The following is a 21,247-nucleotide window of genomic DNA, read 5'->3' as shown; positions in this document are numbered from 1 at the left end:
GATGAGCGGTCGGTACCTGACGACTCAGAACGGCGGGAAGGCGTGGTCCCGGGGCTTCAGATCGAGGCTTTGGGCACTGCCTGCGCAGGTTGTCGGCAGCCCGGCGGGCCACTGTGTACCGATCAAAGAGAGAAGGGTAGCGAAAATGGTCGCCGAGGGGAATGCTCCAGCCTCCAGCTTTGCTTGTGCAAGGCCGATGGCGCCAGTACCATTACCGCTCTCTTTTTCCGGCAGGAGCAGTTTCATGATTGCGGGCAGTATGGTGGCATTGGTCACACCCATGGATGCACAAGGGCGTCTTGATTGGGACAGCCTCGGCAAACTCGTGGACTTCCATCTGGAGAAGGGCACTCATGCCATTGTCGCCGTCGGTACCACCGGCGAGTCCGCAACCCTGGATGTCGAAGAACATATCCAGGTCATCGAGTTCGTGGTCAAGCGTGTCGCTGGACGCATTCCGGTCATTGCCGGTACCGGTGCCAACTCTACCAGCGAAGCCGTGCACCTGACCCGCAACGCCAAGAAGGCTGGCGCCGATGCCTGCCTGCTGGTCGTCCCGTACTACAACAAGCCGACCCAGGAAGGCCTGTACCAACACTTCAAGCATATTGCCGAAGCTGTCGACATCCCGCAGATCCTCTACAACGTTCCCGGCCGCACCTCGTGCGACATGCAGGCCGAGACCGTGATCCGTTTGTCCAGCGTACCGACCATCATCGGTATCAAGGAAGCCACCGGCGACCTGAAACGCGCAAAAGCCATCATCGATGGCGTGAGCAAGGATTTCATCGTGTTGTCCGGCGATGATCCGACCGCTGTCGAACTGATCCTGCTCGGTGGCAAAGGCAACATCTCCGTCACTGCCAATGTCGCCCCGCGCGAAATGGCCGATTTGTGCGAGGCCGCCCTTGAGGGCAATGCCGAGAAGGCTCGCGCAATCAACGAAAAACTCATGCCGCTGCATAAAGACCTGTTCTGCGAGGCCAACCCGATTCCGGTGAAGTGGGCGCTCGTTGAAATGGGCTTGATGCAGAAGGGCATCCGCCTGCCGCTGACCTGGCTGAGCGAATCCTGTCACGAAACGGTACGCAAGGCGATGCGCCAGTGCGGCCTGCAGTTTTAATTGAGGACGTACACCGCATGAAGCGATTGGCTGGTCTTTCCGCCCTTGCCTTGATCATTTCCAGCACCAGTGGTTGTGGCTGGCTCTGGGGCGAAGAGGGTTACTTCCGTGACCGTGGCAGCGATTATCTGGAGGCCACTCAGAAGGCGCCGATGCAGCTGCCACCAGACGTCAGCAACGCCAAGCGTCTTGATCCGCTGCTGCCGATCCCGCGTAACGTTGCCGATGACAACGTCAGGGGCGAGTTCGAGGTTCCGCGTCCACAACCCCTGAGCGCCGGTGCCGACATCAGCGATTTCAGCCTGCAGAAGAGCGGTACTTCCCGTTGGGTCCTGGCCCAGCGTGCGCCTGCCGAAGTCTGGCCGGTAGCCCGTCAGTTCTTTGAAGACAACGGTTTCCGTATCGACGAAGAGCGTCCGCAGACCGGTGAGTTCAATACCACCTGGCAACGCTTCGACGAGCTTTCCGGTTCCATGGCCGGTCGTCTGGCGAGCGCTTCGAGCAGCCGCGACAACGAAGTGCGCACCCGTGTGCGTATCGAGCCGGGCGTGCAGCGCAACACCAGTGAAGTCTACATCGTGACCGTCGAGCGTCCGGCGGGCAGCACTGCCCAGCCTGATTTTCCGAGCAGCTCGCAGAACACCGGTGTCGACGCCATGCTGGTCGACGAGATGCTCGCCAGCATGACCCGTAGCGCCGAGAAGGGCGGCTCGGTGTCGTTGCTTGCCGCACGTGATTTCGATACGCCAAGCCGTGTCAGCCTGAGCGAAGATGGCAGTGGCAACCCGGTATTGAACCTGGGCGCCGACCTCGACCGTGCATGGTCCAGTGTCGGCCGCGCTCTGGAACAAGGCGAGTGGCGTGTTGAAGACATCAACCGCAGCCTGGGCTTGTATTACATCAACCTGGCCGAAAAAGCCGATGCCAAAGACCAGGAGCCTGGTTTCTTCAGCAAGCTGTTCGGTAGCGCGCCAAGCAAGGAAGAGCGCGAAGCTCGTGCCGAACGTTATCAGGTTCGCCTGAGCAAAGTTGGTGAAAGCGTCCAGGTTACCGTCGAGAAGAACATCAACACCGTGGCCCCGGCTGATGTCGCCCGCCGTGTGCTGAGCGTGATTCAGGATAACCTGGGTTAAGTGCGCTTCGCGGTTCTAGGAAGTGGAAGCCAGGGAAATGGCACGCTGATCGCCAGTGACAAAACACTTGTCCTGGTCGATTGCGGCTTTTCCCTGCGTGAAACCGAGCGGCGCCTGGCGCTGCTCGGCGTTTCAGCCCATCAATTGAGTGCGGTGCTGGTAACTCACGAACATGCCGACCATGTGCATGGCGTCGGTTTGCTGTCGCGGCGCTACAATGTACCGGTCTACCTCAGTCGTGGCACGTTGCGCGGTATGCGCAAGCCGGTCGAGGCCGCCGGGTTCCTGGCAGCAAACGAAACATTGCAGATCGGTGGCTTGAGTATCCGTGCGGTGGGCGTGACCCATGATGCGCTGGAGCCTCTTCAGTATGTTTTTGACGACGGTGGCCGGCGTTTCGGCGTACTCACCGACCTGGGTTCCTATGACGCATCCTTGTTGCAGAGTTACCAGGGCCTGGATGCATTGCTGATCGAGGCCAATCACTGCCGAGACATGCTCGGACGCGGGCCTTACCCAATGTTTCTCAAACAACGGGTGGGCGGCGACTACGGGCATTTGAACAACCACCAGGCCGCGCGCCTGGTGTCGGAGCTGGACTGGCAGAACCTGCAGCATCTGGTGCTGGCCCATCTCAGTAGCAAGAACAACCAGCCACAGCTGGCCCGGCAATGTTTCGTCGACACCCTTGGGTGCGACCCGGACTGGCTGCAAGTGGCCAACCAGGATTGCGGGCTCGACTGGCGCGAAATCGCCTAGCCCATCTTATTAGTTAGCAAGCGGAGCCCATCATGGAAAAACGTGAAGAACTCTACCGCGGCAAAGCCAAGTCGGTTTACAAGACCGACGACGCTGACCGCTTGATCCTGCTGTTTCGCAACGACACCTCGGCGTTCGACGGCAAGCGTATCGAACAGCTTGATCGCAAGGGCATGGTGAACAACAAGTTCAACGCCTTCATCATGCAAAAGCTGGAAGAAGCCGGTATTCCTACCCAGTTCGACAAGCTGCTGGGCGACAACGAGTGTCTGGTCAAGAAGCTCGACATGATTCCGGTTGAATGCGTCGTGCGTAACTACGCAGCCGGCAGCCTGGTCAAGCGCCTGGGTGTCGAGGAAGGCATCAAGCTGGAGCCTTCGACCTTCGAACTGTTCCTCAAGAACGACGAGAAGGGTGATCCGTTCATCAACGAATCCCACGTTGTTGCCTTCGGTTGGGGCACCGCCGAGCAACTGGTGAAAATGAAAGCCTTGTCGCTTAAGGTCAACGAAGTGCTGAACAAGCTCTTCGACGACGCCGGCCTGCTGCTGGTCGACTTCAAGCTGGAGTTCGGCGTATTCCACGGCGAAATCGTCCTGGGCGACGAGTTCAGCCCTGACGGCTGCCGCCTGTGGGACAAGGAAACCCGCAAGAAGATGGACAAGGATCGCTTCCGCCAGGGTCTGGGCGACGTGATCGAAGCCTACGAAGAAGTTGCCAAGCGCCTGGGCGTGCCGCTGTAAGCGGCAAGTTCACGCAAGCGCCTGATACCACGCGAATTTTTTTCGCAAACGGGCTTTGCCTTTGAGCGAACTGCTGGTATCATGCGCGCCACTGGAGAGATGCCGGAGTGGCCGAACGGGACGGATTCGAAATCCGTTGTACTGGCGACAGTACCTAGGGTTCAAATCCCTATCTCTCCGCCATTACAGAAAAACCTTTGCAAATCAATGAGTTGCGAAGGTTAAGAAACAGCGATTTGTAGCAGTGGTTTGTAGCATTTTTTTGCCAAACTGCAGCGATCAAATCGCTGTTTTTTTTCGTCCATACTTTTTAGTTTTGCGTTTGAGTGCTAACTCACACTTCATTGGCCCGCACCCTGTGTGACCGCCTATGGTGCGAAAGAGCGAGGTTCGCCTCGCTTTGCATAGCACGCGAGCAATTGTGCGTTAGAAGCTCTTAGATTGTGACGTAGCCCTCTTGATTAACCTTTGGGGGTGGTGGGGTCGTGGATTCACGAAAGTAGGGCTTGCCATCTGTGATGAGCGAAGGGAGGATGCTGCAAGGCACATCGCCATCATGGAAGGGACGCACAAAATGCCGTATCAATATCGAATCATCTGCTTGGCAAATTCTCGTAAGCTCAGTGGCCGTTGTGTGGCTGGTAAGGTGACAACGGGAGACTATACAGGGGCTTGGCTGCGGCCCATTGGCACCACTGCAACACATGAAATCACTGAGCGAGATCGTGAGTATCAGGACGGTACTACGGCTCAAAAACTGGATGTTATCGACATCACCTTCACGAATACCGCCCCTGCGGGTTTCCAGCGTGAGAACCACATCATTGATGACACCATTTATTGGGAGAAAGCGGGTCAAATGGTTGTCAATGACCTTGCAGGGATTACGGATGCTCCGGAGACCCTATGGGAGAATGGCAATCACAGCTATTCAGGTGTGAACGATAGGGTTTCTGTCGAGCACCTGACTGAACCCCGTCAGAGCCTTTACCTCATTCAGCCGCAGAACGTCACCTTCAAGGTCAGTGCCGAGGGAGCCCAATTTGGTAATCCGAAACGTGTTGTACGAGCCAAGTTCACCTATAACCGCATTCAGTATGCTCTGACCGTCACAGATCCAGAGACAGAGCAACACTACAAGGCCCAGCAAAATGGCGAGTACGCGGCTAATGTAAGCTATTTCACCATTAGCCTAGGTGAACCTTACAACGGAGATGCTTATAAATTGGTCGCCGCAGTATTCTAAGGGGTAAAAATGAAGATTTTCACAATAGGTTTTACGGAGAAAAAGGCAGAACGTTTTTTCTCCTTGATAAAATTATCAGGCACAAAGCGGGTTGTTGACGTTCGATTGAATAATATTTCACAGCTCTCAGGATTTGCAAAAAGAGATGACTTGAAATATTTCCTAAAAGAACTATGCGACGTTGACTACGTGCATTTACCAGAATTGGCACCTACGAAAGAAATTTTGTCTCCATACCAGAAAAAGGAAATTTCTTGGCAGCAGTATGAGGATAAATTCCTAAACCTGATGGCAAAGCGAAATATTGAAAAGCACGTAAAACCAGACATCATTGACGAAGGGTGCTTGCTTTGCAGTGAGCATCAGCCGCACCAGTGTCATCGAAGGCTGGTTGCAAATTATCTCAAGCAAGCGTGGGATCAATCTGATGCGGTTGTCAAAGATTTAATATGAGTAAAGATGCAAAGGTATTAATTGCTTATCCTATCGACTTCCTTTCATATTCGAAATTTGAAAGGAAGGTCGATAAAATTATTAGCTCTCTTGAAAAAGTAGAGCTGATCTTCGTATCTGATGAAAATAGTTTCATCGAAAAGTATTCACAGTCCAAAGGGCTACCAGCAATCCCGTTTAGCTCAGATAAAGAAGCATTGAAGGAAGTCACACACGCTATTCTTTTTCAAGATGAAGAAAGAAACTGTTTTTTCATACTCGATAATGATTTGCGAGAAAAAGAAATACCCACAAGAATTATAAACTTAAAAATCACCAAAGTATCTAATAAAGATAATGGTGATAGTTATGATATTTACATCGGTAGGGGAACCCTGTGGGGCAACCCCTACCAGATGGGTAAAGAAGGGACACGCGACGAAGTTATAGCCAAGTTTGCTTATGATTTCGAAAAACGTTTTTTGAAATTACCCGAAAAATTTGATGAAAACATCGAAAAGCTCAGAGGCAAGACGCTCGGTTGTCACTGCAAACCTGCAGCATGTCATGGTGATGTCATCGCCAACTATCTCAACTCCCAAGACGATGGCAAGTGATTCGGCAACTCTACGCTTGTCGATTTCTAGAGGAAAAACAGGGCTGATGTATCTTCGTTGTAAGCCCGTTCGTTGAAAAAATAATCTGTTCCCATTCCGCTCCCCAGCTCCCAGGTTGCGGTTGCTTCTCTGAGGCTCTGGGCCATTCCTGTGGCATTTTTCTCTGGTTCGGCAGTGTTGCTGGGATTTCAACTCGTGCCGGCGGGATCGGATTGTCCCACCCCAATCAAGAATGAGTCAGAGACGGTCTGAATGCATATCAGAGCGTTTGAGGGGTGGGTATTCATTCGATAGTTGAAAAGGCTCACCCCTTAAGCAAGAATGGCATTTAGCTATCGTTTTGGCGTTGTTTGAAAAACAGGGAGAAAGGGAATGAAGTTTAAAATTGCGGTCGCATTAAGCTGCTTTCTAGGTGCTATGAACTTGGCATACGCGAAGCTAGATTTCCAGATGAAAGAGTTACCTGCGGACAGAACCAGTATGGAATACGGTTCGGAAATCAAAGCTCTTGAGAAGGTGATCGCCGGGTACAAATGGCAAGGCGAACTGGGTTCAGGGTTTGAAATTACATCTATGCCGAATTTTAATAAATCGGCGACTGATGAGTACACGGTAAAAGGCTTGTTTTTTGAGGTGAAGAGGTATTATTACGATAAGGTTGCCAAAACATCAGTTTTCTACGCTAGGCAAAGTGAAAGGGTAGGGTACGTTGAGTTCGTGGATATAGAAGAACGAACGACTATGAATGTGAAAGTTGATGATGCTGATACTATTGAGCTTTTTGAAAAAGCCAACGAATCACGCGAGAATAATCGTTTAATTTATAAAAAAGTAGTGAAGCTGGAAAGCGATACTAATAATAAAGGTAAACTGAAAAGTGCCAAAGACTCCGGAATGGTTTTTTAACTAGAGATGGTTCGGCGTGCGTCGGCTTTGCAGACGTGCGATGAGCCATCAGTGTTAGAGCTTTACGGTTTTCGTAGATAGATAATATTTGAATTTTAGGCGGGCGGATTTATGGAAGGGAAGCTCCTAAGTCACAAAAGTGTAGAGCGTATCAGCCAAAAAATGGATGAATACATAGACACTAATAACGCTGGCCTAGAAAAATACTGTCGAATGCAGCATGACAAAAAATGCGAAAGTCCATTTTTAGCTGCTCAACTATATTACGTGATCGGCACTGGCTACTCCGCCGTGCACTCTAATAGAGTACAAGCAGACTGGTATTCTCCAAGTATAGGCAACGCTGTTTATTTCTTGAGGAAGGCTCTGCATGAGTTAAAAAAATTCAAAGATGAATACTATGAGGTAAAGCATGGTAGTGCCACAGTTTCACTGAGCTATGCTGAGCTTTATTCACGTATCAACATAAATCTTGCAAATTATTTGACTGAGCAGTCTCGCCATATAGAAGCACTAGAGTTTTATGATAGGGCTATAGCACTGAAGAATGCCTTCGGGCATGCGACTAAGGCACGTTGCCTTATCAAGTTTAATGAGGATGTATATGATGAAAACGCTCACTTCTTTTTATCAAAAAAAATATATAATTCAATTCAGGAAGCTTTGAAGCCAGAAAGCACTACGATAGAAGGAGACGAGGAGCAATTCGTAGCACTCAAAAAACGTCTTGAATCGTATTTACCATATTTTGAAGATAGATATGCTGAATATATTGATTCAGATCACTCAGATACGCATCAAGAACACTTTAGAAATGGCAAGCATAAGTCATATTGTAACTGGGTTGGAAAAAATAGAATTTTTCTCAATATGTCCAATCTAGTTATCATTAAGGAATATGCCTACGAGGACTGTTTAAGTCTTCCTTCCTTCTCTGGAGAAATAAATTCGTTATTGCTAGCGAGTGAAGAACTCTCATTTCACGCTCATTTTGATGAGCTGAAGGATACGTATTGCTACGCAAGATACACATATTACACAGCATTAAATATGCCCATAGATACGGATCATGTTTACAATTCCAGTTACAAGAAAGTAAATAGCCTTGATTACTCGATAAATAGCTTTAAAACAAATCAGTATAAGACTGCTCTAAGGTGCTTGTATTCATTGCTGGATAAAATAGCCTACTTTATCTACAAATTTTTTGAGGTCAGTGCTGATGAGCTGGAAGAGCACGAGGTCACAATAAGGACGATTTTTATCACTAATAAAAAGCCAGCAGCTTGGTTTTCCCTAATAAAAAATCCGTTTCTTTCCGCCCTGTATTTTTTAAGCAAAGATATAAACGACGTCAAACGCCCTTCGAAACGAGGTCAAATACAAAACTCTGATGAGCCTCTATATCTTTCAGAGACGACTTTTCCGGCCGCTAATCACATCAACCAAATCCGGAATGCGTTAGAACATAAGTCTTTAAAAATAGTAGACGGATTTGCTTATGAAATGTCAATTGAGAACTACAATTCATCATTTACTCTAGATAAAGCTCACAAAAAGAGAGCAGGGCTAGATGAATCCTCTGATGCTTATCAAAAGCTTACCCGAAATATAGATGAGAAAAATAGATTAAAATCCTTCCATCTCACTGTTTCAGTCGATCATATCGAAGAGCAAATTTTAGAGTTAATAAAGCTTTCTAGAAATGCTTTGATGTATCTTGCACTTTCTATCCAATACCACGAAAGCCATAAGCCTGCTGATGTTGACAGTGAAAAAATTCGATTGGAGCGTGAGGTTCCCTACTTGTGAAGACAGCTCAAAATAAAGGGCCTTGGAGGAATAATCGATATAAGGACGAAAACGGAAAATTGACCGAAATCGCCATCATAGGCTATTTCAAATCCTTAACATATCTACAACTTCTCTGTAGCTCTTTTTGCTTTCGTTAAATGTAACCATCACATCATTATCAGCGATACGATATACAGGGTTAGAAAGTGACAACCTAGTCGCTTTTACTTCCTCTCCTTCAGTCTCTTTGAAGTCAAATGGCTTCAATGTCTGTATCAGCGTAAAATTACCTAAATTACATTTTATCGTTTTTACTACCTTTCTGTTTTTCACAAGAGAGATTGATACTCGATATTCGTATCTGACTTCGTGAAATTTAAAAAAATCGTCAGGATGTAAAAGCTCATCGAACGCTAGACGCATCGTAGCATCAATCTCGACTTTATTAACTGACGCTAGCTCATTAGACGCAAGGTGAGTGGTCAGTTCATGAATTCGAGATGCAGACGAGACAGCTTTATATTTTCTCGCTTTGCAAATCCTAATAGAAGAATAGTCATAATCATGCTCATCGAGGTTGTAGAGATGGACTCGCTTTTGAGATGAATTTTCGTATTCTATCGATTTGAAATAGTCATAAAAAACAAAGCTGGCGTTATCAATGGATGAGTTTGATCTACTAACTAAGAGAAATTTGGATGGGTTCTTGAAGTCGTTTTTAAAGCTTTTATCGATCCCATACTGAAAGCACGAACAATATGCTTCATGTGCTAATTCCGCTAAATTGAATTTCTTTTCTTGATTTATCATATTTTCCTTTCTTGTGTTGTTAATTATATGAAAACACAAAAAAACAAGAAGTCAAATTAAAGGGCCAAGTTTTTTAAAAATAATTCTTATCATCGAACCCTATTTTTAAATAAGGTCAGACCCTAAATATATTTTCAACTTGCTATTGACATGTAAATAATGGCTTGCGAAAGCCGTTATTGAACCGTAATCGAAATGCCGCAACTCGAAAATAAATAAAGAAAAGGAAAACAAAATCGATGGTTTTTATAAAAAAAATAAGTTGTCAAAATAAAGGGCCTTGCATTTTTAAGTTAGATTGTTTGATCTGTATCTATTTAGCTATACATTAATATAACGAATAAAACGATTTTCTATACTTAGACTTGCTTGTCGGATGACTTGTCTTGATGGGGTGGAAATATATTGAGGTGATTTTGACTGATAAGGCTTGTGGTTGTAATGTCAAAATAAAGGGCCTCAGTTCTTTTAACCTTTATCAGCCAGGATTTGTTCTTTTGTTCATATATTGTATATCGATTTACGAAGTAAATATCTTTTCTTTTTGAGTTTCGGTCGAATAACCCCTTATGTATCGGGAAATTCTTAATGTCGCGGTTAATGTTTGCCGTAAAAATAGTAGGTGTACGGTTAATGTTTGCCGTAAACATTGTTGTATTTCCCTTTTAGTAATGGAAATAACAGAGAGGCGTTTGATAGTGGTTAATGATTTATGTAAATATTTTGCCAGCATCTATTGAAAAGCTATAAATATATGATTCAATATATTTATTAAACGAGGATTTAAATAACTATGGAGTATATAATAACTAGAAAAGAAAGAAGAATTGCCTCGCTGGAGCACTTTATTTCTTTGCCTAAAATATTTTTAGCATTGCCCTTCTTTACTCCAAAAAACACTACGTCACAAGAAAGCCATATTACTGTGGCCAAATTTGGTGAGCTTAAAGATATTAAGTTGAAGTCTGTAAATCTTTCAGTAATTACAGATTTTGAAGTGTTTCTTTTCTTAATGAAGAAAGCATATGAAAAGAAATCAAATACGTTTGAATTTGACAATTTCGAGATTTACGATTATCTAAAAATCAAAAGTAACCACAGAGATACTTTTTTTAAATCGGTTTATCTAAATCTTGTTGAAGAGAAATTGAGTTCTATTGATGTTTCGTATAGCAAGAAAAATGACGCTGAAACCAGTCGGTATGGATTCAAATTTATTGAGTACAGAAAAGTTAGTAAAAAGAAAACCTCAGTCCGTCTAAGTAAGGAGTTTATTGAGTTTTTTAACGGGCTTGAAGATCTGTATGAGATATCAAGAAGGGTGTTGAACCTTTTGTCCAATGAGTACCAAAGAATTTTGTACATCCTCTATATCTGTAATAGACGTAATACTACAAATTATTTTAGTGTTGATGACCTTAGAAAAAGATTTTCCGTTACTGAAAAGATGCCGAACAAAACATTTGTCATGAAGATTAGAGACGCAAATAAAGCACTTCAAGCACTTGGTTTTATTTCCGGCTTTAAAGAAGATAAAGGCGAGAAGGCAAATGGGCCAACAATTAGATTTTTGGTTGACTATACATACAAGACGCTATATTCGGATTTTGGCAAGAAAAGAGCTGCTGCCGAGTTGAATCTTTCAGCTTTCAATAGCACCAAAAAAATCAAAATCCTTGAGGCTGAGAATCTACCAAAAAAAATAATAAATACTGGGGACGATGAATGGATATAAAAAATAACACTGAGAAAACAATATTTATATCCTCTGCGGCTCAAGGTCTTATCGGACAGATCGAACGCTTGGTCTCTCTGATTAAAAGTCAGGTGCTTCGAGGGTATATCATGCGGTGGCTACAGATCGGACGTTCAACTGGCGATGTAGGTTATTTAGCCAGCGTGCTTAGACACGCTCAGTCAGCAATTGACGCTGATGAGCTACACAGGCTCAGGGAGAGTAACAAAACCTCCGGAAGTAGTCTTGTAACGCCGGTCAGTGTAGATGAAATAGATCACAGTAAAGCAATGAAGGCGGTAGAGACATTACTACAAGAAATTGAAAAGGATTTAGAGAGAGTACTGAGCCGAAAAATACCGAACAATATCGATCAGGAAAACAATGTATGAGAGAGTAATAAAATCGATTCTTCTTTCTGTGCTAGTTCTAGCCAGTTCTTACGTATTTGCAGACGCTCCCATTGATGATTCAACGAGTGCAAGGGTTGAGTTGATCACCGCTATTTTAACAGCGATAAAAATTACGGGTTTCATGATTGGGTTGGGTGTGCTCATCGTATCTCTCTATAAAATGAAGTTGATCGGGGAAAGTGGACATAAAAACGGTATATCTGTTGTTTACATAGGAGTTCTCACTAGCATGTTCATGATGAATACGGATGCGTGGTTTAGCGTATTTACCTCCACTTTTTTCGACAGTGATGAAATTTGCTACGTGATTGCTCAAAACAAAATCGACGAGAACTGCTTTCGCGACGAGATGAGTGGAGTAACCGGTGATCTCAAAGAAAGGATAAAAAAACAATCCAGCGAGAGTGCTGCGACCGCATTTGTGGATAATGTGAAAGTAATAATCGGGATGTTTCAGATCATCGGATTTACTTATTTCTTGGTCGGAGCGAATGGATTAGTGCAGGTCGCCAACGGTTCTTCCCGAGACGGTGGTTATGGGAAACCCATAATTACCATGATCGCGGCGGCACTCATAGTGGATATACCCCATACTGCTCAGATGGCGATCAACACGTTAGAACAAATTGGAGTTAACTTTTAAGAGGGAAAGTATGAATAGAACTAAATTAATTTTAACCGGTTTAATAACCTTGTGGTCACTCAGCGTGGTGGCAAGTGATCAAGTATGCTTGGACGCTAAATTACTAAGTGAAGAACTAGCACTTGAGTACGGCGACATACCGCCAGCAAGACAAGAGAGTTTCGATGCAGATTATAAAGTCTGCCTGTGTGCGGGTTGGAGATCTTCGAGGGCAACGGAAATGAGAAATGCAATAGAAGGAAATATTACTCGTAAGCTTATGTCCGCAGACCGCCTCATCGAAGTTCCTGTCCATTGGGGGGCAGGAAATGGATACATTATTTTTAGTGAAACTCCCGGTGAGTGCGTCGTAGGCTTTGTTGCCGATGTTGATTTGTGCGAACAGATTGATAAATTCGAAGCCGTTATCAATTTGTCATCTAGCCAAAAAAAAGTTTGTGACTATAGATTGAGGCAAGACGAAATTGTTAAAACTACGGAAAGAGGGCCAGAAAGGAATCGCAAAGCAGCCGAGCTTGAATATGAGTTTTGGGGGGATGCACAGCCTATGTATTGAAATGTGCGAACGAATAAATTAAAAAAATAATGATGAGGATATATGAATAATGTTTACACGGTAATAATAATCGCTACAGCAACAATTTCTGTAACGCACGAGTTCTCTCTATTGCTATGCTCATTTTTAGCGTTAGGGTCTTTCGCTGCTTTTGAGCTGGTCAATAATAATTCAAAAGCAAAGGTGGGCGAATGAAGAGGTCAATTTTATTCTTAGCTGTAGTATCTACTTTTTTTTTACATTCTGTTAATGCTGAATATTTAGTGAAAATACCTTTAGAGAGCAGCTTGTTTGCGAAGGTAGTGGAACCTCCTATAGAAGACGATGAGCCAATATTGTTGGCTACTGAAAATTGGACGATTGACGAGAATATACAACCTTGGCTTTCTGGGAATCCAAATGGAATCCCGCAAATAGTTCAATCGAAAAATTTCAGTGGAGTAATCCCGGATATTCAAATTTCGATTCCATACGACGATAAAATAGACAGGACGACAAAAATTAAGGTCAACGGGTTGGTTTGCTCTCCCGAAAAAACGTACTACGATCAACATGGTGTGAATGTAATATTTTTTTGGTGCCAGAATACGATAATGATACCGTTTGACACACCTGTAGGAGCTTCGGTTAAAGCTGAGTTTTACGACAAATAAAACGCCAAATGGCGTTTATTTTGGTTTGTACTTGGGTTTGTTGCGTTTCTGATTTTCGTATTGCCCTAGTGCTTTGTCACTCTTTGCTTTCTCAGCACGCTCTTTTTCCATCTTGATCAACTCGCTCATTTCGGCTTTAAACTTTTCAGCAGCTTCTTTGTCTTTGACTTTTTCCAGAAGCTTTTGAGTCGACTCATAGAGGGTTTTCTCATCGCTCACACTTGTAAATCCCTTGCCGTACATTTCTTCTAAACGTCTATTTTCTTTATAGCTGCTTTCATCAAATGCTTTAAGTTTTGAGTTTGAACCGTGATTCTTATCGTGAGCATCAATCAAGTCTGTTATTTGTTGTTGAGCTTGATCGATTGTCAATGAATCATCTTGTTTTTTGCCGTAACGTGCTTCTTGCTCTTCTTTTAGTTTTTTCAGGGCTGCATGATCGGCTGCAGTCGGTCTGTAGCCGCTGATTGAGTAGCCTTTTTTTTCTAGATTCATCATATGAAACTCAATCCAAGCATTCTTTTTAAAAGCGTCTGTACCTGATATGTAAATAGGGCCGGGCTTCATATCGTCTATCAATCGTTGTAAACCTGCTTTAATAGCCATTCTGTTAGAGCTTTGGAACGAAACCTTACCGCCTGATTTATCGTACTCAAAAGCGATTCTTTCTGAGTCTTTGTAGCGGTAGGAATTATCGTCGCGTGTGTCAAAATTCAGATCTAGCGTTCTGTGTCTTTTTTTTCTATTTTGGATCTCGCTGGTAGCTCCAACAAGAGCTCCAAAGTCATGCATGCGGGGCTTTTCTTTGTGGAGCGATACCAAAGTAGCGGAAAAATTAGGATCGTAGCCAAGACGGCCTTTTAGTGCCTTGTAAGAGAGGCCTAGATCGGAAGCCTTGAAGGTTTGACCGTTCTTCGTAAGTGAATAGGATTCGTTGCTGTTGTGAGTGATGTTGAGTCCTGCACCGTCAATAAGGATTAAGAATTCGGAAGCTGTTAAAGCTCTTTCCAGAATTGCTTTTAGCTCCTCTCTGAAATCATTTTTTAGATTTCTTTCTGATAGCTTCTCATTGCTCGGTTTGGTATTTGTTAGTGTTGGAGTTCTGTGCAGGTTATACAGGCCATATTTGTTTTCGAGCTTTTCAAGGATCGGGTTGTATTTGATAAATTTGTTGTTAACGCGGTTGGCGTGAAGGTCGGTCAAGTGTAATAAGGCGTGAACGTGTGGGTGATCTGTATTTCTCTCGACAACAAAAAGGTAATGGCGGTTTTCTCCAAGCCCGTTTTTTAAATAGACTTCTTTCGCAATGTCGATCATTTGAGCGTCTGTTAGCTTCTCACCATCGGTAGGGTGGAAAGCCAAAGCAGTGTGCTGGTAGAGATTCTTTTGATTTGGAACGCGAGCACTTTCAAAGATTTTTTCTATGCGATTCGCGTATGCCTGATTTGATTCACCCTCAAGGCGTTCAATTGAGCAATCAATTGAATCGCCTTCGGGTTCTGTTTTCAAAAGATACTTTGCCGAGTTTGCGACTCCGTTTTTATAGCCGCCGGTTCTGATTTTCATTTTGTTAATCATTTTTTTTGCCCCTTATTCTTAGTTTTTATGAAATCTTTAAGGGTCAAATCTGCAGAGCAGTTTATATTGTCTTCGTAGAGGCAGAATGTGTTGACAGCTTTTTCAAGATTACTCGCAAACGCCAATAGGGCGGCAAGATTTTTCTTGTTGTCTTTTTCAAGATAGTTTATGAATGTTTGAAGTTTTTCAGGTTGGGACTGAATGAGGTTTAGACCCTTGATTATATTTTTACCCAGTCCGCCAGCTTTAGCAAAAACGTCGCTGTAGCTCTCAATCTCATTGATTAATATTACGTTGGAGTTATTGATGCAGTTCATTACGAGATCAGCAACTGACGCTGTACGAGACGCAGCCATTGCGGCGAGTAGTGTGTCTTTTTCTTTTTGAGAAACACGTAAGGTAAAACGTTTGTCGCGAGTTCTAAGTTTTGATTTTTTTACATTGCTCATTGTTCTCCTGGTCGATATTGATTTTGGTTGTTGCTTTGCTTTTTAAATTTCAAACGAAGTGCGTAAATTCAAGCGGCCCGTCCCGAAGGGTGGACAGACACGACGAAGTCAGTGGCAGTCCAAGGGCCTTGCTTGCAAATAAAGAAAGCCTGCATAAATATAAGTACCATATTCAAAGGTGTTGTCAAATTGTGGACGCCTCTTTGGACTGCCAATAGCAACCAAGATCGGTCGTTTATTTTGGACAGCCAAAATAATAGCCATCCTATATGGACAGCCATTAAATTGCTTTAGGAAGCTATGTGGTTCGGTGTCGGTCAGTTTTGCTTCAATTTATATTTTATTTTCGAGATGGCTTTTAATTTTTGCTGTGGGCTTGGCCCTGCACTATACACGTCAAAGGTGATGGTTCCGGTTTCGTGACCGACGATTGAGGCAATGAGTATTCCGGGTACGTCTGCACGTTGTAATTGCGTGATAACGGTTTTACGGAAGCTATGGAAAACGAACTGGCTGTTGTATTCGAGGGTTGTTTTTAATCGGCCAAACTGTTTACTGAGTGCATCGGAACGGTTGCCGTATTTGTTTCCTGCTGGGGAGCTAATCAAAAAACCGTCTTTTGAATTACGGATCAACCTTTCCACGGTTTCTTTTATGGCAGGATGTATCGGTGTATGTCGCTCACTGGCGGCGGTTTTACCATCATAGAAGTAGAAGCATTGAATGCCTTCCTCGGTAACTATGTCTTGGGCTTGAAGCTGGCAAAGCTCTTCAATGCGTGCCCCGGTGTAAGCACCTAATAGTATAAGGTCGGTGAGTGTTTCACGGTTCTTTGTAGCTTTTGCTGCGTCATGGAGCTTTGTAACGTCTTCCGGGGTGAACGCCTTTCTCTCGGTTGCCCCGTTGCTTTTTTTGCTTCGACTTACCGGGAACTCGTGCTTTTCAAAAGGTGATTGCTGGTCGCGGTGCAGTTTCTTGAAGTTTTCGTCGTGCCTGATAGCCCATTTCCAAAAGCTTGACCCTGCGAACAAGTACTGTTTTTTTGTTTTTATGGAAACGCTAAGCGTGTCGAGATAGCTGGCAATACTTTCGTGTGTGAGATCGCGTTTGCTCGTTTCAAGCCATGCCTTCATCAATTCCAACCGCTTGACCTGTGTATCTATAGTCTTCTGGATGATTCCCTTGGTTTTGGACTGATACGCTTGAAACGACGCGATTCTGCTCGTCGTAATGACTGATTTGGTTGTGTAGTGGCTCGGGTCTTTGAGTATCTGCCGAATGTCTTCTCGTTCGGCTGGCTTGAGGGGGAGGGTGCTTGCGTGTCGATCCATATTGGCTTGAACAAGCGATTTGATATCGCGGTTAAAGCCAAGGTCATTGGGGACGCTGCCCACTTCAAAATGCCGCAAAATTGACTCCCATTCGTCTTGACCATGCTGCGGGCCAAGCCGCAGATAATCGACCACGGATTCGGCTTTGGTGTTGTCCACTGAGCCATTTTCGATGGTTGCGTGTGCCAAATCGGAATAGAAGTCACGGGCACGCTCAGCGAGTGTCTTGGCGTTGATCCGGGCGTCTTCTACGTCAAGTCGATTGTGTCGGCGGGCTTTATCTATCTGTTCCTGCCAATGCTGCAAAAAAGAGATCTTCAACCGCTGAGCTTCGGTCTTAGAGCCAGTCTTTAGGGACGCGGTGAACTCTCGACGGTTAAGGCTTGGACGGGCGTCGATTGGGATGGTGAGTCGGACGTGCCATGTTCCTGACCTTAATACTAGGTTATCGCTTGCCATTTTCCGTCCCTGATCGCTGGGTTTTGATGTCGAAAAGGTAGCTGTTTTTTGTCTGGGTTTGTAGCAAATATTTGTAGCAAAATCGCCTGAAAGCTCTGTATTCCTTGAGTTTAAAGGGCTGCAGGGTGCGATTCGGAAAGTCCCTATCTCTCCGCCATACATCGAAAAGCCCCTGAAACCCAAGGTTTCAGGGGCTTTTTGTTTTCCGCATTTCAAGTAACTTTCCCAGAATTGCCGCCTATACAGCGCTGGGCATATTTTTGCTCCCCAGTCTTCAGTGACGTGGTATCAACCGTCTTGTCCCATTGCTTTATTCGCCTTGCAAGACAGCGCTCGATCCACACGCTATCGATTTTCCCCGCCAGTTAAGCCAGGCCTTGTCCCAGCCGGTTTCATGCGTGGTGCCGGGTATCACGATCGTTTGCAGGCATGCGGCTGGCCCTAGTTGATGCCGGTAAAACGTTTCGATCATCGTCGGCACTACCCGATCCTCTGCACCTACCAAGTGCCGCTGAGGGATCTGCGCCAGGCGCTGGCGATACTCCAAAGGGTCGAGTGAGCCGCGCAACGGCGCAAGCTGGTGTATCCGAACCCATTCTGCCGGACTCAAGTTGCCGGCCAGTGTCTGAACCTGAGTGATGTCATCGCGCCGAGAGGCCAATAGCAGTGCCAATGCGGCGCCACCGGAATAGCCAACAAGTTCGAATTCCCGGTTGTGAAAGCGCACTTTCAGTACATCCAATGCCTGATCGAGGCTTGCGACGACTTGTTCAGAGAATCGCCGGTTGGTCCACATTTCGGTCGTACAACGAGGCACGCTGACGAACTGGCAGGGGCGAGCGAGATAAATCGAAGGTGTTGGATCATTCAGCGCCAACCGCGCCACCAGCAGTTTCCGGGGGCTGGGGTCGAGGCTGGGCTGCGTTGGTGTTGCCCAGGCGTGGCCATCACCTTCCAAATAGATGCGCAGTCGGGTGGGGGCATCGTGCTTGAGCGTCGCCACCATCGCCAGGGGAAAAGGATGGGTTGCCAATATTTCCGGATGCTGGCCGTGGGCGGATGCCAGCCCTTGAAGTGCCTGCTGAGATGACTGGCAACCGCTCAGCACGGCACTGAACATCAGTGCCGTGCCTTGCAGGCAAATCCCAACCCAGCGCAGCGGGCTGAGTTTTGCAGCGGTCATCAGAAGTCGTAACGCACTTTGGCGGTGACAGTGTTGGCATCAAAGTCCGACTTGCCCACGTAGTCGTAGTTCAAGCCAACCGTTACGGCGCCCAAGTGATAGTCAGCGCCTACACCCGCTTCATAGCTGTTGCGTACGGCACTGGCACCGCTGGTGACGAAGGGGGTGTTGCCCGAGATGAAGGTAGAGGTACTGCTGACTTCGTCACCGATAAAGTCGTGATAGGCCATGACTTGGGCTTGCGGTTCAAAGGTGCCGTTGCCCAGCGGGAAACTTCCGGCAACACGCAGGCCTGCACCCAGTTCCGCCACTTCAAAGCGCTGATCTTCGACTTTCAGTGCAGCAGAGCTGCCTTTTTCACGATAGCCGTCGATGTTCACCAAGCTGTATCGAGCGGCAATGCGTGGTTCAACCAGTACCGATGGCGAGACATGATAGGTGTAGCCACCCACCAGGTTCACACCAAACAGGTTGCTGTCGTAATCACCTTTGGCGGTCGTGCTGGCGATGCTGCGTTTGCTTTCGTTGTCGTTGATGCCGTAAGTCAGGCTGCCATCGACAAAGTAGTTGTCTTGCTCGAATCCACCGTACAAGGTGAAGGCATGGCCGTCGACTTTGGTTTTGTCGCCGCTCTTGCCGTTCACATCGGTGTTCAAGTAGCTATACGCGACACCCAGGGTCACCTGATCATTCAGTTTGCCGTCGGCACCAACCGCGATACCGCGGCTGTAGGCGTTGTAGCCTGCGACGTTGTCGCGCAGGTCTTGGCTGGCATCGCTGTACAAGGTTTGTACCCAGACACCCGCCTCCTTGAAGCCTTCACCCGAAGACATGCCGCGCGCTCCGGAGGTACGGGCGCTGGTAACGTTGCTGATGAGCGTCTGGCCAGTGGTTGCAGCCTGAGTCGCACCGCCGTTGACCTCAGGGGTCAGTTGTTCAGCCAGGGTACGCAGTGCTTGCGCGTCCTGCGATGCGTTGACGTAGGCCTGGAACACCTGATCCTGCGGGTTCAGCGTGGCCAACTGAGTGGCAACACTGCTGAATGCCGAAGCGGCGCGCTGGGCGTTGCCCGAACCGCCGATGTCCTTGATCACCTCACCCACTTGCGAGGACGATTTGCCGGTGACGGTGGCAATCACCTGATTACCTTCGACGGTATAGGTATCGACATTCAACAGCGAAGAACGGCTGCTGACCAGCTTGCCTGTCTCGGTCTGATTGTCCAGCGAATCAGCCTTGACCAGGGTGTAGGTGCTGCCGTTGGCGGTGAAATCTTTGCCCTGGGCGGCCAGCGTAATGTGTGAGCCTTTTTCGAAGGTCGCCTTGCCGTCGACGCTCAGGACCGCCTTGTTGGCATTCGTCGCGTTGCTCAGGTTCAGATCCAGCGACGAACCATTGCCCACCACCAGATCACCCTTGAGCGAAGTGTGCGCATTAGCCAACTGCAGATGCCCAGCGCTGCCCGCGGTGCCGACAATCACCGGGCCATTGTCGAACATGCGGATGTTGTAGCCATCGACATCGGCGTTACTGCCTTTGAACACTGCATCGCCGGTGACATAAATGCGATCCAGATCGATCAGGTTGCCGGTAATAGAGCCGGCCTGCCAATCCAGTACCACTGCGCCCGATGCGTCGGAGGCGTCAATGGCTTCATCTTCAGAGGTGATGGTGCCTCGGTTGACCAGCGTCAGCGCGCCGCCTTGGCCGTCGCCATCGATGTCAAAGCCACCAATCTCAATGGCAGCATCGGTAGCCTGAATCAGACCATTGTTGACCAATTGAGCAGATGAAGTGGAGAAGCTGACGCCATCGAGCTCCACGCCAATGGCGTCGGCGCCCGTAGCGATAATGCGGCCATTGTTCTCAATGCCACCAATGTCCACACGGTCGCTGTAAGTCGTGCCCGCCCATGAGTACTCGTTGGAAGTCACGTCCAGCGCAGTGGCATCCTCGCCACTGACTTGAATCAGGCCGTTGTTGATGAGCTTGCCGTCGATCTCGCCGCCTTCAAGCAGGATGCCTGTGGCGTTCTTGCCGTCTGCCAGAATCTTGCCAGTGCTGGCGTTGATCAGGTCGCCGTGCAGTTCCGACTCGCCCGAGAATTCCAGGGCACGGATACCGTCACCTTCAAACTCGTCGCCCTTGACGCTCAAGGTGCCTTCGTTGATCAGGTTGCCGTGGATAATGGCCGGGTCAACCAGCATCGCCGACACACCACCGCCACTCACCGCAATACTGCCCTTGTTGACCAGATTGCCGAATATTTCGGTTGCTAGGCCGAACGACGACGGGTCTTCGTCTTCACCTGCCATCGACAGATCCAGTCCATCAGCGTTATTGCCATTGGCATTTACGCTGGCATTGATCACCAGATCCTTGTTAAACGTCACACTGTTGAACTCAATAGCGTCCACATCGCTGTTGGAGGTCGTGAACGAGCCTTTGACTTCAACCTGCTCCGCATAGCTGCTTCGTTCGATCTGCACGCCGGAGTTGGTCAGCGCCAGCGTCTGTGCATAGACAGGTTGCGCTGCGGCGGCAATGGCAAGAGCAATGAGTGTTTTTTGGAGTTTGACGACAGCCACTTTTTATTCCTTTGACAACCAATGTGAAAAAGCTTCCTTGCATGGCTTTGCCTCGCCTTGATGGCCAATTGCCACGCTGGAGGTCGCGGAGTATAA

The 21,247-nt window shown here is 46.9% G+C and carries 21 protein-coding genes and 1 tRNA gene; 15 read left to right on the top strand and 7 right to left on the bottom strand.

The genetic code is table 11. The annotated features are described in order from the left end of the window. Positions 1 to 24: 24 nt before the first annotated feature. A complete protein-coding gene (locus D3Z90_RS20470; RefSeq protein WP_136477746.1) occupies positions 25 to 246 on the bottom strand; it encodes a hypothetical protein in 222 nt (73 codons plus the stop codon). Here D3Z90_RS20470 and dapA point away from each other — a divergent pair. The 10 genes from dapA to D3Z90_RS20420 all read left to right on the top strand — a co-directional run bounded on the left by dapA (position 245) and on the right by D3Z90_RS20420 (position 8,771). Further along, the gene (dapA, locus tag D3Z90_RS20465; protein ID WP_136477745.1) at positions 245 to 1,123 is read left to right on the top strand and encodes a 4-hydroxy-tetrahydrodipicolinate synthase; all 879 of its coding nucleotides are present in this window, start codon (positions 245 to 247) and stop codon (positions 1,121 to 1,123) included. The two genes, D3Z90_RS20470 and dapA, sit on opposite strands and share 2 nt — an antisense overlap. 17 nt (positions 1,124 to 1,140) lie before the next feature. Then, complete coding sequence (gene bamC, locus D3Z90_RS20460; protein WP_136477744.1) at positions 1,141 to 2,256, top strand: outer membrane protein assembly factor BamC; 1,116 nt, start codon at positions 1,141 to 1,143, stop codon at positions 2,254 to 2,256. Then, positions 2,257 to 3,015, top strand: a complete 759-nt coding sequence (locus D3Z90_RS20455) for an MBL fold metallo-hydrolase (protein WP_136477743.1) — start codon at positions 2,257 to 2,259, stop codon at positions 3,013 to 3,015. Positions 3,016 to 3,047: 32 nt separating this feature from the next. Further along, on the top strand, positions 3,048 to 3,758 hold the full coding sequence (purC, locus tag D3Z90_RS20450) for a phosphoribosylaminoimidazolesuccinocarboxamide synthase (RefSeq protein WP_038613804.1): 711 nt from the start codon (positions 3,048 to 3,050) through the stop codon (positions 3,756 to 3,758). A 93-nt stretch (positions 3,759 to 3,851) separates the two neighbouring features. Continuing rightward, positions 3,852 to 3,941, top strand: a tRNA-Ser gene (locus tag D3Z90_RS20445). 391 nt (positions 3,942 to 4,332) lie between these two features. Next, a complete protein-coding gene (locus tag D3Z90_RS20440; RefSeq protein ID WP_136477742.1) occupies positions 4,333 to 5,004 on the top strand; it encodes a hypothetical protein in 672 nt (223 codons plus the stop codon). Positions 5,005 to 5,013: 9 nt separating this feature from the next. Continuing rightward, positions 5,014 to 5,457: a DUF488 family protein gene (locus tag D3Z90_RS20435; RefSeq protein WP_136477741.1), complete on the top strand. Its 444-nt coding sequence runs from the start codon at positions 5,014 to 5,016 to the stop codon at positions 5,455 to 5,457. Continuing rightward, positions 5,454 to 6,053 (top strand): DUF4326 domain-containing protein, encoded by a 600-nt coding sequence (locus D3Z90_RS20430; RefSeq protein WP_136477740.1) that lies wholly within the window; start codon positions 5,454 to 5,456, stop codon positions 6,051 to 6,053. Before D3Z90_RS20435 ends, D3Z90_RS20430 begins: the two co-directional genes overlap by 4 nt. A 372-nt stretch (positions 6,054 to 6,425) precedes the next feature. Next, the gene (locus D3Z90_RS20425) at positions 6,426 to 6,959 is read left to right on the top strand and encodes a hypothetical protein (RefSeq protein ID WP_136477739.1); all 534 of its coding nucleotides are present in this window, start codon (positions 6,426 to 6,428) and stop codon (positions 6,957 to 6,959) included. A 111-nt stretch (positions 6,960 to 7,070) separates the two neighbouring features. Further along, positions 7,071 to 8,771, top strand: a complete 1,701-nt coding sequence (locus D3Z90_RS20420; RefSeq protein ID WP_136477738.1) for an LA2681 family HEPN domain-containing protein — start codon at positions 7,071 to 7,073, stop codon at positions 8,769 to 8,771. An 87-nt stretch (positions 8,772 to 8,858) separates the two neighbouring features. Here the strand turns inward: D3Z90_RS20420 and D3Z90_RS20415 are convergent, their stop codons facing one another. After that, on the bottom strand, positions 8,859 to 9,563 hold the full coding sequence (locus D3Z90_RS20415; protein ID WP_136477737.1) for a hypothetical protein: 705 nt from the start codon (positions 9,561 to 9,563) through the stop codon (positions 8,859 to 8,861). A gap of 793 nt (positions 9,564 to 10,356) precedes the next feature. Here D3Z90_RS20415 and D3Z90_RS20410 point away from each other — a divergent pair. From D3Z90_RS20410 to D3Z90_RS20390, 5 genes are all read left to right on the top strand, one after another. Then, positions 10,357 to 11,298 carry a replication initiation protein gene (locus tag D3Z90_RS20410; RefSeq protein ID WP_136477736.1) on the top strand — a complete coding sequence of 314 codons (942 nt, stop codon included), beginning with the start codon at positions 10,357 to 10,359 and terminating at the stop codon, positions 11,296 to 11,298. After that, positions 11,289 to 11,690 (top strand): hypothetical protein, encoded by a 402-nt coding sequence (locus tag D3Z90_RS20405; RefSeq protein WP_136477735.1) that lies wholly within the window; start codon positions 11,289 to 11,291, stop codon positions 11,688 to 11,690. Before D3Z90_RS20410 ends, D3Z90_RS20405 begins: the two co-directional genes overlap by 10 nt. Further along, a complete protein-coding gene (locus D3Z90_RS20400; protein WP_136477734.1) occupies positions 11,683 to 12,354 on the top strand; it encodes a hypothetical protein in 672 nt (223 codons plus the stop codon). Before D3Z90_RS20405 ends, D3Z90_RS20400 begins: the two co-directional genes overlap by 8 nt. Before the next feature lie 10 nt (positions 12,355 to 12,364). Further along, entirely contained in the window at positions 12,365 to 12,910 is a 546-nt protein-coding gene (locus D3Z90_RS20395; RefSeq protein ID WP_136477733.1) for a hypothetical protein, read from the top strand. 191 nt (positions 12,911 to 13,101) lie between these two features. Next, complete coding sequence (locus D3Z90_RS20390) at positions 13,102 to 13,563, top strand: hypothetical protein (RefSeq protein ID WP_136477732.1); 462 nt, start codon at positions 13,102 to 13,104, stop codon at positions 13,561 to 13,563. 15 nt (positions 13,564 to 13,578) lie between these two features. Here D3Z90_RS20390 and D3Z90_RS20385 read toward each other — a convergent pair whose 3' ends face one another. The 5 genes from D3Z90_RS20385 to D3Z90_RS20365 form a co-directional block, all read right to left on the bottom strand. Then, on the bottom strand, positions 13,579 to 15,141 hold the full coding sequence (locus D3Z90_RS20385; RefSeq protein WP_218571411.1) for a relaxase/mobilization nuclease domain-containing protein: 1,563 nt from the start codon (positions 15,139 to 15,141) through the stop codon (positions 13,579 to 13,581). Further along, positions 15,138 to 15,590: a hypothetical protein gene (locus D3Z90_RS20380; RefSeq protein WP_256658261.1), complete on the bottom strand. Its 453-nt coding sequence runs from the start codon at positions 15,588 to 15,590 to the stop codon at positions 15,138 to 15,140. Before D3Z90_RS20380 ends, D3Z90_RS20385 begins: the two co-directional genes overlap by 4 nt. 317 nt (positions 15,591 to 15,907) lie before the next feature. Beyond that, positions 15,908 to 17,380, bottom strand: coding sequence for a tyrosine-type recombinase/integrase (locus D3Z90_RS20375; RefSeq protein WP_168198490.1), 1,473 nt, complete (start codon positions 17,378 to 17,380; stop codon positions 15,908 to 15,910). 310 nt (positions 17,381 to 17,690) lie between these two features. Further along, positions 17,691 to 18,563, bottom strand: a complete 873-nt coding sequence (locus D3Z90_RS20370) for an alpha/beta hydrolase (RefSeq protein ID WP_136477729.1) — start codon at positions 18,561 to 18,563, stop codon at positions 17,691 to 17,693. Next, complete coding sequence (locus D3Z90_RS20365) at positions 18,563 to 21,151, bottom strand: autotransporter outer membrane beta-barrel domain-containing protein (protein WP_136477728.1); 2,589 nt, start codon at positions 21,149 to 21,151, stop codon at positions 18,563 to 18,565. Before D3Z90_RS20365 ends, D3Z90_RS20370 begins: the two co-directional genes overlap by 1 nt. Between the last annotated feature and the right edge of the window lie 96 nt (positions 21,152 to 21,247).

Source organism: Pseudomonas sp. DG56-2 (genome assembly GCF_004803755.1).
GTDB lineage: Bacteria > Pseudomonadota > Gammaproteobacteria > Pseudomonadales > Pseudomonadaceae > Aquipseudomonas > Aquipseudomonas auratipiscis.
The sequence above is the reverse complement of the archived record's forward strand: the minus strand, read 5'-3'. Positions and strand labels throughout refer to the sequence as shown.

Coding starts and splice junctions, on each gene's coding strand:
- dapA (WP_136477745.1), top strand. CDS start 245: ATGATTGCGGGCAGTATGGTGGCATTGGTCACACCCATGGATGCACAA.
- D3Z90_RS20370 (WP_136477729.1), bottom strand. CDS start 18,563: ATGACCGCTGCAAAACTCAGCCCGCTGCGCTGGGTTGGGATTTGCCTG.
- purC (WP_038613804.1), top strand. CDS start 3,048: ATGGAAAAACGTGAAGAACTCTACCGCGGCAAAGCCAAGTCGGTTTAC.
- D3Z90_RS20430 (WP_136477740.1), top strand. CDS start 5,454: ATGAGTAAAGATGCAAAGGTATTAATTGCTTATCCTATCGACTTCCTT.
- bamC (WP_136477744.1), top strand. CDS start 1,141: ATGAAGCGATTGGCTGGTCTTTCCGCCCTTGCCTTGATCATTTCCAGC.
- D3Z90_RS20415 (WP_136477737.1), bottom strand. CDS start 9,563: ATGATAAATCAAGAAAAGAAATTCAATTTAGCGGAATTAGCACATGAA.
- D3Z90_RS20425 (WP_136477739.1), top strand. CDS start 6,426: ATGAAGTTTAAAATTGCGGTCGCATTAAGCTGCTTTCTAGGTGCTATG.
- D3Z90_RS20405 (WP_136477735.1), top strand. CDS start 11,289: ATGGATATAAAAAATAACACTGAGAAAACAATATTTATATCCTCTGCG.
- D3Z90_RS20375 (WP_168198490.1), bottom strand. CDS start 17,380: ATGGCAAGCGATAACCTAGTATTAAGGTCAGGAACATGGCACGTCCGA.
- D3Z90_RS20410 (WP_136477736.1), top strand. CDS start 10,357: ATGGAGTATATAATAACTAGAAAAGAAAGAAGAATTGCCTCGCTGGAG.
- D3Z90_RS20420 (WP_136477738.1), top strand. CDS start 7,071: ATGGAAGGGAAGCTCCTAAGTCACAAAAGTGTAGAGCGTATCAGCCAA.
- D3Z90_RS20385 (WP_218571411.1), bottom strand. CDS start 15,141: ATGATTAACAAAATGAAAATCAGAACCGGCGGCTATAAAAACGGAGTC.
- D3Z90_RS20400 (WP_136477734.1), top strand. CDS start 11,683: ATGTATGAGAGAGTAATAAAATCGATTCTTCTTTCTGTGCTAGTTCTA.
- D3Z90_RS20440 (WP_136477742.1), top strand. CDS start 4,333: ATGCCGTATCAATATCGAATCATCTGCTTGGCAAATTCTCGTAAGCTC.
- D3Z90_RS20380 (WP_256658261.1), bottom strand. CDS start 15,590: ATGAGCAATGTAAAAAAATCAAAACTTAGAACTCGCGACAAACGTTTT.
- D3Z90_RS20390 (WP_136477732.1), top strand. CDS start 13,102: ATGAAGAGGTCAATTTTATTCTTAGCTGTAGTATCTACTTTTTTTTTA.
- D3Z90_RS20395 (WP_136477733.1), top strand. CDS start 12,365: ATGAATAGAACTAAATTAATTTTAACCGGTTTAATAACCTTGTGGTCA.
- D3Z90_RS20470 (WP_136477746.1), bottom strand. CDS start 246: ATGAAACTGCTCCTGCCGGAAAAAGAGAGCGGTAATGGTACTGGCGCC.
- D3Z90_RS20435 (WP_136477741.1), top strand. CDS start 5,014: ATGAAGATTTTCACAATAGGTTTTACGGAGAAAAAGGCAGAACGTTTT.